This window comes from Nocardia macrotermitis, assembly GCF_009604405.1.
Lineage (GTDB): Bacteria > Actinomycetota > Actinomycetes > Mycobacteriales > Mycobacteriaceae > Nocardia > Nocardia macrotermitis.
Genome location: NZ_WEGK01000003.1, coordinates 75,363 through 88,371 on the forward strand (window position 1 = coordinate 75,363; position 13,009 = coordinate 88,371).

Annotated in this window: 12 protein-coding genes; 10 read left to right on the forward strand and 2 right to left on the reverse strand. The window is 66.2% G+C overall.

The genetic code is table 11. From position 1 onward, the window contains the following. Nucleotides 1-346 precede the first annotated feature (346 nt). From kdpF to NRB20_RS07550, 4 genes are read left to right on the forward strand one after another with little or no spacing between them, the layout of a single operon-like run. Nucleotides 347-433 (forward strand): K(+)-transporting ATPase subunit F, encoded by an 87-nt coding sequence (kdpF, locus tag NRB20_RS39240; RefSeq protein ID WP_319944695.1) that lies wholly within the window; start codon nt 347-349, stop codon nt 431-433. Next, entirely contained in the window at nt 434-2,107 is a 1,674-nt protein-coding gene (kdpA, locus tag NRB20_RS07540) for a potassium-transporting ATPase subunit KdpA (protein WP_319944598.1), read from the forward strand. It abuts the gene before it with no gap. Then, nucleotides 2,107-4,266: a potassium-transporting ATPase subunit KdpB gene (gene kdpB, locus NRB20_RS07545; protein WP_153408965.1), complete on the forward strand. Its 2,160-nt coding sequence runs from the start codon at nt 2,107-2,109 to the stop codon at nt 4,264-4,266. Before kdpA ends, kdpB begins: the two co-directional genes overlap by 1 nt. Further along, nucleotides 4,266-5,216: a potassium-transporting ATPase subunit C gene (locus NRB20_RS07550; RefSeq protein ID WP_153408967.1), complete on the forward strand. Its 951-nt coding sequence runs from the start codon at nt 4,266-4,268 to the stop codon at nt 5,214-5,216. The genes kdpB and NRB20_RS07550 overlap by 1 nt, the downstream gene beginning before the upstream one ends. 100 nt (nt 5,217-5,316) lie before the next feature. Here NRB20_RS07550 and NRB20_RS07555 read toward each other — a convergent pair whose 3' ends face one another. After that, nucleotides 5,317-6,537: a L,D-transpeptidase gene (locus NRB20_RS07555; protein WP_153408969.1), complete on the reverse strand. Its 1,221-nt coding sequence runs from the start codon at nt 6,535-6,537 to the stop codon at nt 5,317-5,319. A 542-nt stretch (nt 6,538-7,079) separates the two neighbouring features. On the opposite strand from NRB20_RS07555, the gene NRB20_RS07560 reads away from it, so the two are divergent. The 6 genes from NRB20_RS07560 to thpD all read left to right on the forward strand — a co-directional run bounded on the left by NRB20_RS07560 (nt 7,080) and on the right by thpD (nt 12,061). Further along, entirely contained in the window at nt 7,080-7,790 is a 711-nt protein-coding gene (locus tag NRB20_RS07560; protein ID WP_153408971.1) for a response regulator transcription factor, read from the forward strand. Further along, a complete protein-coding gene (locus tag NRB20_RS07565; protein ID WP_153408973.1) occupies nt 7,777-8,835 on the forward strand; it encodes a HAMP domain-containing sensor histidine kinase in 1,059 nt (352 codons plus the stop codon). The genes NRB20_RS07560 and NRB20_RS07565 overlap by 14 nt, the downstream gene beginning before the upstream one ends. Nucleotides 8,836-9,032: 197 nt before the next feature. Continuing rightward, nucleotides 9,033-9,500, forward strand: coding sequence for a diaminobutyrate acetyltransferase (gene ectA, locus NRB20_RS07570; RefSeq protein WP_264766338.1), 468 nt, complete (start codon nt 9,033-9,035; stop codon nt 9,498-9,500). Continuing rightward, nucleotides 9,497-10,756 (forward strand): diaminobutyrate--2-oxoglutarate transaminase, encoded by a 1,260-nt coding sequence (gene ectB, locus NRB20_RS07575; RefSeq protein WP_153408975.1) that lies wholly within the window; start codon nt 9,497-9,499, stop codon nt 10,754-10,756. Before ectA ends, ectB begins: the two co-directional genes overlap by 4 nt. A 3-nt stretch (nt 10,757-10,759) precedes the next feature. Further along, the gene (locus tag NRB20_RS07580) at nt 10,760-11,155 is read left to right on the forward strand and encodes an ectoine synthase (RefSeq protein WP_153408977.1); all 396 of its coding nucleotides are present in this window, start codon (nt 10,760-10,762) and stop codon (nt 11,153-11,155) included. A 15-nt stretch (nt 11,156-11,170) separates the two neighbouring features. After that, on the forward strand, nt 11,171-12,061 hold the full coding sequence (thpD, locus tag NRB20_RS07585) for an ectoine hydroxylase (RefSeq protein WP_153408979.1): 891 nt from the start codon (nt 11,171-11,173) through the stop codon (nt 12,059-12,061). 82 nt (nt 12,062-12,143) lie between these two features. On the opposite strand, the gene NRB20_RS07590 is transcribed toward thpD, so the two are convergent. Next, nucleotides 12,144-12,983 (reverse strand): DUF72 domain-containing protein, encoded by an 840-nt coding sequence (locus NRB20_RS07590; RefSeq protein WP_153408982.1) that lies wholly within the window; start codon nt 12,981-12,983, stop codon nt 12,144-12,146. Between the last annotated feature and the right edge of the window lie 26 nt (nt 12,984-13,009).

Genomic DNA, 13,009 nt, shown 5'->3' on the forward strand with positions numbered 1-13,009 from the left:
GACGGCCGGGAGAAGGGTGCGGCCGGGCCCTCTCTGTCTACCGTCGCCACACCGGCCGACCCGCGCCTTGACGCTTTCTTTACGGCTCCGACCTGGACCTTTACGCCCTTCGACCGGCACCCCGAAACGCCCGTGTAAATGACCCGTCAAGGCCACCGTCGCGGGCGCTAAGAAGCCGTCAAGGACCTCGTGGAGGGGGTGTTCGCCGCGCTTGACTCGCATTCGGCGCACTCGTGTACGCCGCTGGTCCAAGAAAGGTTCGACCCATGTCTGTCGTGGTGTTCACGGTTGTGACCGTGGCGATCTTCGCCCTGCTCGGGCTCATCCAACGGGGAGTCGAACGGCTGTGACGGAGAACATCATCGGTCTCGTCCTGGCCGTCGGAATCGCGATCTACCTGGTCGCGTCGCTGCTGTACCCGGAAAGGTTCTAGGTGGACACCACAACCGCGGGGATCGTGTTCATCGCGGCCCTCGTCATCGCGCTCGCCGTGGTCCACGTACCACTCGGCGACTACATGTACCGAGTTTTCGCCCGGGACAAGCACTCTCGCGCCGAACGCGTCATCTACCGCCTCATCGGCGTACAACCCGGCGTCGAGCAGACCTGGGGGATCTACGCCCGCAGCGTGCTGGCCTTCTCGGCGGTCAGTGTGCTGTTCCTGTTCTTCCTGCAGCTGTCGCAGGGCCGCCTGCCGCTGCATCCGCACGATCCGGGCACGCCGATGACCGGAAGTCTGGCCTGGAACACCGCCATCAGCTTCGTGACCAACACCAACTGGCAGAACTATGCCGGCGAGTCCACGATGGGGCACGTCGTGCAGATGTGCGGGCTGGCGGTGCAGAACTTCGTCTCCGCCGCGGTGGGCATCGCGGTGGCGGTCGCGCTGGTGCGCGGGTTCGCCCGGCATCGCACCGGTGAGCTGGGGAATTTCTGGGTTGATCTCGTGCGGGGGACCATCCGGATTCTGCTGCCGCTCTCGTTCGTGTTCGCGATCGTGCTGATCTCCGGCGGTGTGATCGAGAACTTCCACCTGTTCTCGCAGACCGCGACCACCGTCGCCGACACCGGTGCGCAGACGCTGCCGGGCGGCCCGGTGGCCAGCCAGGAGGCCATCAAGCTGCTGGGTACCAACGGTGGCGGATTCTTCAACGTGAACTCCGCGCATCCGTTCGAGAACCCCACGGCCTGGACGAATTTCGTGGAGATCTTCCTGCTGCTGGTGATCGGTTTCTCGCTGCCGCGCACCTTCGGGCGGATGGTCGGGAGCAAGAAGCAGGGGTTCGCGATCGTCTCGGTGATGGCGACGCTGGCGTTGTTCAGCACCATCCTGACCAACTTCTTCCAGCTGCATCACCACGGCACCGTGCCGACGGCGGTCGGGGCGGCCCTGGAAGGGGTCGAAACCCGTTTCGGCGTAGCGGATTCCGCGACGTTCGCCAGCGCGACGACGCTGACCTCGACCGGTGCGGTGGATTCCGCGCACGATTCGATGACCAGTACCGGCGGGCTGATGGCGATGTTCAACATGCAGCTGGGTGAGGTCGCGCCGGGTGGTACCGGTTCGGGTCTGTACGGCATGTTGATCCTGGCGGTGATCACCGTGTTCATCGCCGGGCTGATGGTCGGGCGCACCCCGGAATACCTCGGCAAGAAGATCACGCCGCGCGAAATCAAGCTTGCCGCAGCCTATTTCCTGGTCACCCCGCTGATCGTGCTGACCGGTACGGCCGCGGCGATGGCCCTGCCCGGGGAACGCGCCGCGATGGCCAACAGCGGACCGCACGGGCTCTCGGAAGTGTTGTACGCCTTCACCTCCGCGGCCAACAACAACGGTTCGGCCTTCGCGGGGCTGAGCGCGAACACCACGTGGTGGAACACCGCGTTGGGCCTGGCCATGGTGTTCGGCCGTTTCGTGCCGATCATCTTCGCCCTCGCGCTGGCCGGATCCCTTGCCGCGCAGGGCCGTACGCCCGAATCGGACGGCACGTTGCCCACCCATCGGCCGCTGTTCGTCGGCATGGTCGCCGGGGTGACGATCATCCTGGTCGCCCTCACCTTCCTGCCCGCGCTGGCGCTCGGGCCGCTCGCCGAAGGAATTCATTGATGACCACTCCCACCATCGATCAGAGTGCGGCCCCCGCGCCGCAGGAAACCGTGCAGGACAACAAGTCTCGGGTGTCGGCGGGCCTGTTCGACCCGAAGATGCTGCTGAAGTCGCTGCCGGACGCGGTGCGCAAACTGGATCCGCGCACGCTGTGGCGCAATCCGGTGATGTTGATCGTCGAGATCGGCGCGGTGTGGACCACCGTGCTGGCCCTGGCCCATCCGACGTTCTTCGCCTGGGCGATCGTCGTATGGCTCTGGCTCACAGTACTTTTCGCGAATCTCGCCGAGGCGGTCGCGGAGGGACGCGGTAAGGCGCAGGCCGATACGTTGCGAAAGGCCAAGACCGACACCGTCGCTCGGCGGCTGGTGGACTGGTCGCCGGGCGCGCGGGTGGTCGAGGAGAGCGTCCCGGCGCCGGAGTTGCAGCGCGGCGACGTGGTCGTGGTCGAGGCCGGACAGGTCATCCCCGGTGACGGCGATGTCGTGGAAGGCATTGCGTCCGTTGATGAATCGGCCATCACCGGGGAATCCGCGCCGGTGATCCGGGAGTCCGGCGGCGACCGTTCCGCGGTGACCGGCGGTACCACGGTGCTCTCGGACCGGATCGTCGTGCGCATCACCCAGGAGCCGGGCGGTTCGTTCATCGACAAGATGATCGCGCTGGTCGAGGGCGCGAGCCGGCAGAAGACGCCGAACGAGATCGCGCTGAACATCCTGCTGGCCGCGTTGACGATCATCTTCGTCTTCGCCGTCGCGACCCTGCAGCCGCTGGCGATCTTCGCCAAGGCGAACAACCCCGGCGTCGCGGACAATCAGACGCTCGACGTCAACGGCGTCACCGGAATCGTCATGGTGTCGCTGCTGGTCTGCCTGATCCCGACGACGATCGGCGCGCTGCTCTCGGCCATCGGCATCGCCGGGATGGACCGGCTCGTGCAACGCAACGTGCTGGCCATGTCCGGGCGCGCGGTCGAGGCCGCGGGCGATGTGAACACCCTGCTGCTGGACAAGACCGGCACCATCACCCTCGGCAATCGTCAGGCGTCGGACTTCGTGCCGATGCCGGGACTGTCGGCGGACGAATTGGCCGATGCCGCACAGCTTTCCAGCCTCGCCGACGAGACGCCGGAGGGCCGCTCGATCGTGGTGTACGCGAAGGAGGCGTTCGGTAAGCGCGAGCGCACGGCCGGGGAACTGACCGGCGCGACGTGGGTGGAGTTCACCGCGCAGACGCGCATGTCGGGCGTGGATCTGTCCGACGGGCATCAGCTGCGCAAGGGTGCGGCCAGCGCGGTCACCGAATGGGTGCGGTCGCAGGGCGGGCAGATTCCCGCCGAACTCGGCGAGACCGTCGACGGTATCTCCGCCTCGGGCGGTACGCCGCTGGTCGTCGGTGAGGTGCAGAACGGGACGGCCCGGCTGCTGGGCGTCATCCACCTCGAGGATGTCGTCAAGCAGGGCATGCGCGAACGTTTCGACGAGATGCGCCGGATGGGCATCCGCACGGTCATGATCACCGGCGACAATCCCTTGACCGCCAAGGCGATTGCCGATGAGGCCGGGGTGGACGACTTCCTCGCCGAAGCCACGCCCGAGGACAAGCTCGCGCTGATCCGCCGCGAACAGGAGGGCGGCCGGATGGTCGCCATGACCGGTGACGGCACCAACGACGCGCCCGCGCTCGCGCAGGCCGACGTCGGCGTCGCGATGAACACCGGCACCTCGGCGGCCAAGGAAGCCGGGAACATGGTCGATCTGGATTCGGATCCGACCAAACTGATCGAGATCGTGGAGATCGGTAAGCAGTTGCTGATCACGCGCGGCGCGCTCACCACGTTCTCGATCGCGAACGACGTCGCCAAGTACTTCGCGATCATCCCGGCGATGTTCGTCTCGCTGTTCCCGGGCCTGGACGTGCTGAACATCATGCGGCTGCACAGCCCGCAGTCCGCGATCCTGTCCGCGGTCATCTTCAACGCGCTGGTCATCGTCGCGCTGATCCCGCTGGCGTTGCGCGGGGTGGACTATCGGCCCTCGAGTGCGTCGAAGTTGTTGAGCCGCAACCTTTCCCTATACGGACTCGGCGGCATCGTCGCCCCGTTCATCGGTATCAAGGTGATCGATCTGATCATCCAATTCTTCCCCGGGATGTCCTGATGCCTATTTTCTCGACACGACAGTCGACCTGGATCCGACAGCATCTCGCGGCCCTGCGCGCGCTGCTGGTCATGACGGTGATCCTCGGAATCGCCTATCCGCTGGTGGTTTTCGTGGTCGCGCAGCTGCCCGGCCTGCACGACAAGGCCGAGGGTTCGCTGCTCGAGCAGCACGGAAAGGTGGTGGGCAGCAGTCTGATCGGGCAGGCGTTCACCGACGGCAAGGGCACGGCGAAGGCGCAGTACTTCCAGACCCGCCCGTCCAACGCGGCGCCCGCCGCCGACGCCGCGACCGGGGTCAGCGCGATCCCGGACGGTTACGATCCGGCGAGTTCCACGTTCGGCAACATGGGCCCGGAGAGCATCGTGGACACCCTGGACGCGAAGGATCCCAAGGCCGACAAGCTGTCGCTGCTGTCCACGGTGTGTGCGCGCAGTCTCGCGGTGGGTGCGCTGGAGGGCGTGGACGGTAGCCGGCCGTTCTGCACCTCGGGCGGCGTCGGCGCGGTGCTGGCGGTCGTGGGTCCGCGTGACTCACACGGAAACGTGATCAATCCGACCGCGGTGATCAGCGTGAACGAGGATTCGCGCACCACGAAGGTCCCGTTCCTGGCGTTCTACGAGGGCGTCGCGGTGCAACTGGCCAAGCCCGGCGAGGACTACTCGGCGGGGCAGATCATGCCGATCCGGGGTAACGCCTCGGTCGACACGCCCGTGCCCTCCGACGCGGTCACCGCCTCGGCCTCGGGGCTGGATCCGAACATCTCCCCGGCCTACGCGAATATCCAGGTGTCGCGGGTTGCCAAGGCGCGCGGCATCTCCCGGGATCAGGTGCGCGCGCTGGTCGCCGCGCACACGCAGGGGCGTGATCTCGGCTTCCTGGGCGAGCCCCGGGTGAACGTCCTGCAACTCGATCTGGATCTGGACGACAGGTACCCGTTCCGGGGCTGACCCGCACGCCGCGACGACGGATCCCGCTGTGCAACACGAAGGCCGCCTCCATCGAAAGATGAAGGCGGCCTTCGTATTTCCGCTACGAACCCGGTCCCGGTTACTTGTTCAGCGCGCTACCCTGCAACCACTGATCCCAGGGCAGGGTCCAGTCACCGTTGTCCCACACCTGCAACGCCGGGCCGCCGGTGTTGTGCACCTCGACCACATCGCCCATCATCGACCAGTTGTAGAACCACTGGGCGTTGGACTGATTGAGGTTCAGACAGCCGTGCGAGGTGTTGCGCACACCCTGCGCGGAGACGGTCGAATCCAGCTGGTGCAGGTAGATCCCGTCCGCGCTGATCTGGGTGGCCCAGTTGATCGCCTCCTTGTAGCCGAGCCGGGAGTTGACCGGCAGGCCGAAGGTGGAGGAGTCCATGATCACCGGGTTGCCGCGCCCCATCACCGTGTAGGTGCCGGGCATGGTCCAGAAGTAGATGGTCCTGCCGTCGACGACCTGGGTGCCGCCCATCCCCATCGAGGTCGGCATGGTGCGGATCAGCTTGCCGTTCTCGAAGACCTGCACCTGATGGGTGTTGTCGTCGGCGATGGACACATGCGAGGGGCCGATCGTGAACGACGCCTTGGAGTTCTCCTGGCCGTACAGTCCGCCGCCCAGCTGCGCGCCGAAGATGTTGGCCGCCACCGTCACCTTGGTGCCCGGCGCCCAGTACTTCTGCGGCCGCCAGTGCGCGTTGCGATCGTCGAGCCAGTACCACGAGCCCTGGACCGGAGGATTGGTCGTCACGGAGAGTTTCTTCTCCGCGGCGGCCTTGTCCGGGATCGCCTCGTCGAAGTGCGCGACGATGACCGTGCCGACGCCGTATGTCCCGCCGTCGACCTCCTGACCACCGGTGTTGGTCAGATACGCCTTGGTCTGGTTGCTCGGGGTCAGCGTGGTGAACGAGGTCTTGGCCTCGGGGATCGGCCCGGTCAGCGTGACGCCCTGGGCCGCGACCGAATAGGTGTGGTTGTAGCCCAGCGGTTCCGAAGGCTTCCAGGCCGTCTTGTCCGGGGTGTAGATCCCCTCGATCTGTTTGCCGTTCTCGTTCGTCATCGTGACCGTGGTCAGCTGGCCCTGTGAGGCGCTGACCTCGATCTTGCCGAGCGGATCGACCGCGTCGCCGCCGCCGGGGGTGACCGAGATCTTGGCCGCGGGGGCCTTGGCGGCCGGTCCCGCCTGGGAGGAGGAACTCGACGTGGACGAGCACGACGCGGCCAGCAGCGCCGCCGTGAACGCCAGGCACAGCGCTACCCCGCCCTTGCCGCTCCTACCCATACCGAATCGGATGGGTGTGCTCCGAGCCCCGCCCTGGTGCCGCACGCCTGTGCGACCGTCGCGCCGTACCGGGCGACCTGACATGGTGTGTCTCCTGCGCTTGCCCGTGCGCGCGCCGGGCCTTCGCCCCCGCTGCGCACCATCGCCGAACTGTTCGACGACCAGCTTACGGGGCACGCGAGAACGGCGGCGCATCGCGGTGATTGCCGAAATGTTTCCGGATGTAGTTGTCGGGTATCCCGTTACCTTTGAGCACACGCTCGGCGGCAGGGCGCAGGGGTTTGGGTCGGTTCGGTCCTCCCACGTCGCGAGTGTAACTCGCTGTGGCATCAATCACGTCGGGGTCTTTCGGTGGCAAACGCCAATGTAACAGGCCGATAACGGTTTCGCAGCCCGGGTCGGTGCGGACCGGGTGGTTGATGCCCGCGACCGGATTGCCCTACGTTTACTTCGGCATGGTCGTGGGTAATCACAACACCGTTGCCCGAAGAGGATGCCGAGCCCGAGGGTGCCCTCCCCGCGTGCCAGCTAGGGATTGGAATATGACAGCGAACCTGATGATCGTGGAGGACGACGACCGGGTCCGCGACGCACTGCGACTGGCCATGGAGGACGAGGGCTACGACGTAGCCGAGGCCGAGGAGGCCGAGGACGCCCTCGAACATCTGCGCGACAACGGTGCGCCCGATGTGATGATCGTGGACCTGATGCTCGGCAATATGGACGGATTCACCTGTATCCGGGAGATCCGTCGCGATCACGACGTGCCCATCATCGTGGTCAGCGCGCGTGACGACACCCACGATGTGGTGGCGGCCCTGGAGGCCGGCGCCGACGACTTCGTGACCAAACCCTTCGAGATCAAGGAGATCACCGCCCGGATGCGGGCATTGCGGCGGCGGGCCAATCAGATGGTCGAGCCGCAGGCTCCCCAGGAGGTCCTGCTCGACGCGGATCCCGATGTGCCACTGGTGCTTTCGCCCGAGGGCGGCACGGTGCGCCGCGGCGAGGAGGAACTGCATCTCACGCTCACCGAATTCCGGTTGCTGTGCGAACTGGCCGAGACGCCGGGCCGGGTGCTCTCGCGCAGCGTCCTGCTCGAAAGAGTCTGGGACCGTGGATTTTTCGGTGACGAGCGGATCGTGGACGTGCATGTGCGCCGGTTGCGCACCAAGATCGAGCGCGATCCGTCCGATCCGGTCATCGTGGTGACCGTGCGCGGGCTCGGCTACCGCCTCGATGTGCAGCGCTGAGCTGGGCCGGACTACTCCCGAACTGCCGCCGCGTCGTCGGCGGGTGCTGCCGCGCCGGCAGAGTCTGCGCGGCCGGGCGGTCATCGCCTTCGCGGTGACCGCGGGTCTGGTTTCCTCGGTGCTGGCCGTCGCGGTGACGGTGGTGGATCGCGGCGTGTGGATGACGCTGATCGCCTGCGCGGTGTTCGGCACCGCGATCGGCGCGACCGTCGGGTTGTGGTTGAGCCGCAGGTTGCTCGAACCGTTGCAGCGGGTCACCCGGACCGCGGCCAAGATCGCCTCCGGTGAGCTGGGCACCCGGCTGCCCGATACCGACGATCCCGATCTCGCGCCGACCGTCGACACCTTCAACGCCATGGTGGATTCGCTGCAACGCCGGATCGATCGCGAACATCGGCTGGTCGGCGACGTCAGCCACGAGTTGCGCACCCCGCTGACCACGCTGACCACCAGCGTCGGGGTGATGGTGCGGCACGAGGACGAACTGTCCGAGCGTTCGCGCCGGGCGTTGGGGCTGGTGCGTGCCGAACTCGATCATCTGCGCAGGTTGCTGGACGATCTGCTGGCGTTGGCCCGCGCCGAGGCGCGCATTCACCGCGCGGACGCCGAACCGTTGTCGGTGCGCGAGTTGCTGACGCACACGCTGGAAGAATTGCATTATCGGCCCGAATTACTGAACGTTTCGGGCGATGCCACCGTCACGGGCCGGAAGATCGAGCTCGAGCGGGCGCTGGCGAATCTCCTGGAGAATGCCGAACGGCACGGTGGGGGCGCGATCGCGATCACCGCGCGGCCGGTGGGACATGACGTGGTGATTACGGTCGAGGACGCCGGGCCGGGGGTGGCGCCGGAGGATCGGGAACGCATTTTCGACCGTTTCGTCACGGTGCGGCGGAGTCGGCGTTCGGGGGCGGGCACCGGTATCGGTCTGGCGCTGGTCGCGGAAACCATTGCCGCACATGGCGGAAACGTCGTTTGCGTCGATCGGCCGGGCGGCGGGGCGCGCTTTGTCGTCACTATGCCGTTAAGTGACGAAACTCACTGAAAACAAACCTGTAACACGACCGTAAAGTAACGGACCGGGTTCCCTCAAAGTTGGGTGGGAAGCCTGTAGAGGTGATGCAGATACGAACGCGCAGCACCACTTCGAGTTCCTCGCATTCCGATCCAGACAGCAACCACCGGGCGCAAACCGGTTCCTCGGTGGTGATTCGTGCCCCTCGCGTCGGCGACGGCGCCGCGATGTGGCAGATCGCGGTGGATTCCCAAGTGCTGGATGCCAATTCGAGCTATGCGTATCTCCTGTGGTGCCGGGATTTCGGAGCCACCTCGGTGGTGGCCGAAATCGATGGCGACATCGCGGGTTTCGTGACCGGATATCTGCGTCCTGATGCACCGGAGGTGGTTTTCGTCTGGCAGGTGGCGGTGAACCACGCGTTCCGCGGTCGCGGAGTCGGCGTGGCGATGCTCGATCACCTGGTGAATTGCGCAGCAGAACAAGGTATTTCAATTCTGGAGACAACGGTCTCCCCGGACAACGAGGCATCAGTGGCGATGTTCGCCTCACTCGCGCGCCGACGCGGTGCGCGGATGAGTCGCGAGTCGTTGTTCGCACCCGAAGACTTTCCGGACGGGCACGAACCCGAAGACCTGTACCGGATCTCGCCGCTGGGGAACAGTGGCGATCACATCACGGAGGATCACCGATGACCACCGCCGAACTCACCATTTTCGAAGCGCTGGAATCGAATGTTCGCGGATACTGCCGGGCGTGGCCGACTTTGTTCGACACCGCTCAGGGCGCATGGCTGCGGGACGGAAGCGGCCGGGAATACCTGGACTTCTTCGCGGGCGCGGGCGCGCTGAACTACGGGCACAACAACCCGGTCCTCAAACAGGCACTGCTGGATTACATTGCGCGCGACGGAATTACGCACGGACTGGATATGTCCACCGTCGCCAAGCGCGAACTGCTCGAGGCGATCGAACGGATTCTGCTGGACCCGCGCGGGCTGGACTACAAGGTGCAGTTCCCCGGGCCCACCGGTGCGAACGCGGTGGAATCGGCGCTGAAACTGGCGCGCAAGATCACCGGCCGCACCACAATTCTCAACTTCACCAACGCATTTCACGGCATGACCCTGGGCGCGCTGTCGGTCACCGGTAACGCCGCCAAGCGCGCGGGCGCGGGAGTGCCGCTGGTGCACGTGAATCCGATGCCCTACGACGGCTATGTCGAGGGCGCGGACTTCGGCTGGATGGAGCGCGTGCTGGACGACAACTCCTCGGGCGTGGACAAGCCCGCGGCGGTGATCGTGGAGACCGTGCAGGGCGAGGGCGGGGTCAACGTCGCGCGGCACGAGTGGCTGCGCGCGCTGGCCGGACTGTGCGCCGCGCGCGGCATCCTGCTCATCGTCGACGACGTGCAGATGGGCTGCGGTCGCACCGGCCCGTTCTTCTCCTTCGAGACCGCCGGTATCACCCCGGACATCGTGACGCTGTCCAAGTCGATCAGCGGTTACGGTATGCCGCTGGCGCTGGTGCTGATGCGCCGCGAACTCGACCAGTGGGCGCCCGGCGAGCACAACGGCACCTTCCGCGGCAACAACCCGGCCTTCGTGACCGCGAAGGTGTCGCTGGAGCACTTCTGGACCGATCGAAAGCTCGAGGAGTCCACTCTCCTGAAGGGGGAGCGGATCCGTGAGTCGTTCGGCGCGCTGGCCGATTCCCACGCAGGAATCACCACCCGCGGCCGCGGCCTGGTCCAGGGTTTGTCCTTCGAGGACGCCTCGCAGGCGAGTAAGGTCTGCCGCATCGCCTTCGAGAAGGGGCTGATCGTGGAGACCTCCGGCGCCGAGGACCAGGTGGTCAAGCTGCTGCCGCCGCTGACCATCACCGATGACGAACTCGACCACGGCCTGAAGATCCTCACCGACGCCGTGCATACCATCCGGGAAGGCCGCTGATCCATGATCGTTCGTACCACTGCCGACATCACCGGAACCGATCGCGATGTGGCGCAGGAACGTTGGCGCAGTAAGCGCATCGTGCTCGGCGGTGACCGGGTCGGGTTCTCGTTTCACGAGACCACCATCGAGGCGGGCACCACGCACGAGTTCCACTATCAGAACCATGTGGAAGCGGTCTGGCTCGTGGAGGGTGAGGGCACGCTGTACGACCTCACCAACGACAAGACCTACGACCTGGCCCCCGGCACCATGTATCTGCTGAACGGGCACGAACGTCATCGCGTCGAGACCCGTACGCGGATGCGGATGCTGTGTGTGTTCAATCCGCCGGTCACGGGCCAGGAGGTGCACGACGAGAACGGCGTCTATCCGTTGGTCGCCGTTCCGGATCTGTAAGGAGGAAACTGCCGTATGACGTTGGCCGACAATGGAACAGACCGCTATCCGACCCGGACCCCGTCGCCGCGGGAACCGGTGGACCGGCTCGACCCCACGGTGTGGGGCGGGCCGGACGCGGGGGCGGTCGAATTGTTGGCGAGCTTCGAATCGGACGGGTACGCGATCATCGACGAACTCCTCACGACCGCGGAGGTCGCGGATTTCGCCGATGAGATCGACCGGCTCGCAAGCGATCCGGAGCTGCGACTGGATGAACGGGTGATCATCGAGAAGACCTCGAACCGCGTGCGGTCGATCTTCGAGGTGCACGAGATCAGCTCGAAGGTGGCCGATCTGGTGCGCGATCCCCGCGTCATCGAGCTGGCACGGCACGTGCTGGGTTCGGATGTCTACATCCACCAGAGCCGGGTCAACTACATGCCGGGTTTCGAGGGCACCGGATTCTATTGGCATTCGGATTTCGAGACCTGGCATGCGGAGGACGGGATGCCCGCACCGCGGGCGGTGAGCCTGTCCATCGCGCTGAGCGACAACTATCCGTTCAACGGCAGCCTGATGGTGATGCCCGGATCGCACCGCACCTTCGTGCCGTGCCAGGGCGCCACCCCGGCGGACCACTACCGGGAATCGTTGCAGGAGCAGATGATCGGCGTGCCCTCGCACGAGCACATCGCCGATCTGGCGGAGAAGCACGGCATCGCGCAGTTCACCGGTGCGCGCGGCTCCGCGCTGCTGTTCGATTCGAACATCATGCACGGTTCGGCGAACAACATCACGCCGTTCCCGCGTTCGAACATCTTCCTGGTGTTCAACAGCGTCGAGAACACGCTCGTGGCACCGTATTCCGCGCCGGTGCCGCGGCCGACGTACATCGCCGCCCGGGATTTCGATCCCGTGCGCTGAGCGCGTCACGTCGAATGCCCCGCCGCCCAGGCTGTTTCGGGTGGGCGGGGCTTTCGGCTGTTGGGGGACGGGGTTTTTCGGCTCAGAACAGGGTCATCGGGGTGGTTTCCGGTGGCCGGGGCAGTGGTTCGAGTTCGGGGACCAGCGTGCGCATCTGTTCGTGGAAGCGCCGGGCCAGCAGCAGGGACTGGGCGTTGTCGGGGGTGTGCACGAATACGGTGGGGGAGCGGCCTTCCCGCAACCACGCGGCCACGACCTCGGTCCACGGCTGCCAGCCCGCGACGGTGGCCTCGGTGTCGTCGCGGCCGTGATAACGCACGATCGGGAACTCGGTCAGGGCCCGATCGCGGCGCGGCAGGCGCGGCTTCTTGCCCCACGCCTCGCGTTCGCCCGCGCTGACCGGACGAGCGGCGAAAAGCGTTGTGGTGTCGAAGGGTATCCACTCCGCGCCGACGCGGTTCAGTACGTATTCCAGCTGCCGCGCGGCGCGTTCGTCGGTGAAGAAGGCGGGGTGGCGGACCTCCACGGCGCTGCGGCATGCGCGCGGCAGCTGACGCAGGAATCCGGCCAGCACACCGAGATCGGTCGGGCCGAAGGTAGCGGGCAACTGCACCCACAGCGCGTGGATGCGGGGACCGAGCGGTTCGACCGCGTCCAGGAAGGTGCCCAGTTCGGCTTCCGCGCCGCTCATCCGGCGGTCGTGGGTGATGATCCGGGGCAGTTTCACCACGAAGCGGAACTCCGGACCGGTCTGCTGTGCCCACGAGGCGACGGTCTTGCGCGCCGGAATGCCGTAGAAGGTGGTGTTGGTCTCCACGGCGGTGCACCAGCCGGCATAGCCGCGCAGCCGTTCGCGTGGTTCGGGCTGCTGCTCCTGCCAGGCGGTATGCGTCCATTGCGCACAACCCACGGACAATCGCATCCCGTGACGTTAGCGCGTGGGATCCG

Bases quoted from the DNA above. Each gene is read 5' to 3' on its own strand.
- kdpB (WP_153408965.1), top strand. From the start codon at position 2,107: ATGACCACTCCCACCATCGATCAGAGTGCGGCCCCCGCGCCGCAGGAA.
- NRB20_RS07550 (WP_153408967.1), top strand. From the start codon at position 4,266: ATGCCTATTTTCTCGACACGACAGTCGACCTGGATCCGACAGCATCTC.
- NRB20_RS07555 (WP_153408969.1), bottom strand. From the start codon at position 6,537: ATGGGTAGGAGCGGCAAGGGCGGGGTAGCGCTGTGCCTGGCGTTCACG.
- NRB20_RS07560 (WP_153408971.1), top strand. From the start codon at position 7,080: ATGACAGCGAACCTGATGATCGTGGAGGACGACGACCGGGTCCGCGAC.
- NRB20_RS07565 (WP_153408973.1), top strand. From the start codon at position 7,777: ATGTGCAGCGCTGAGCTGGGCCGGACTACTCCCGAACTGCCGCCGCGT.
- ectA (WP_264766338.1), top strand. From the start codon at position 9,033: ATGTGGCAGATCGCGGTGGATTCCCAAGTGCTGGATGCCAATTCGAGC.
- ectB (WP_153408975.1), top strand. From the start codon at position 9,497: ATGACCACCGCCGAACTCACCATTTTCGAAGCGCTGGAATCGAATGTT.
- NRB20_RS07580 (WP_153408977.1), top strand. From the start codon at position 10,760: ATGATCGTTCGTACCACTGCCGACATCACCGGAACCGATCGCGATGTG.
- thpD (WP_153408979.1), top strand. From the start codon at position 11,171: ATGACGTTGGCCGACAATGGAACAGACCGCTATCCGACCCGGACCCCG.
- NRB20_RS07590 (WP_153408982.1), bottom strand. From the start codon at position 12,983: ATGCGATTGTCCGTGGGTTGTGCGCAATGGACGCATACCGCCTGGCAG.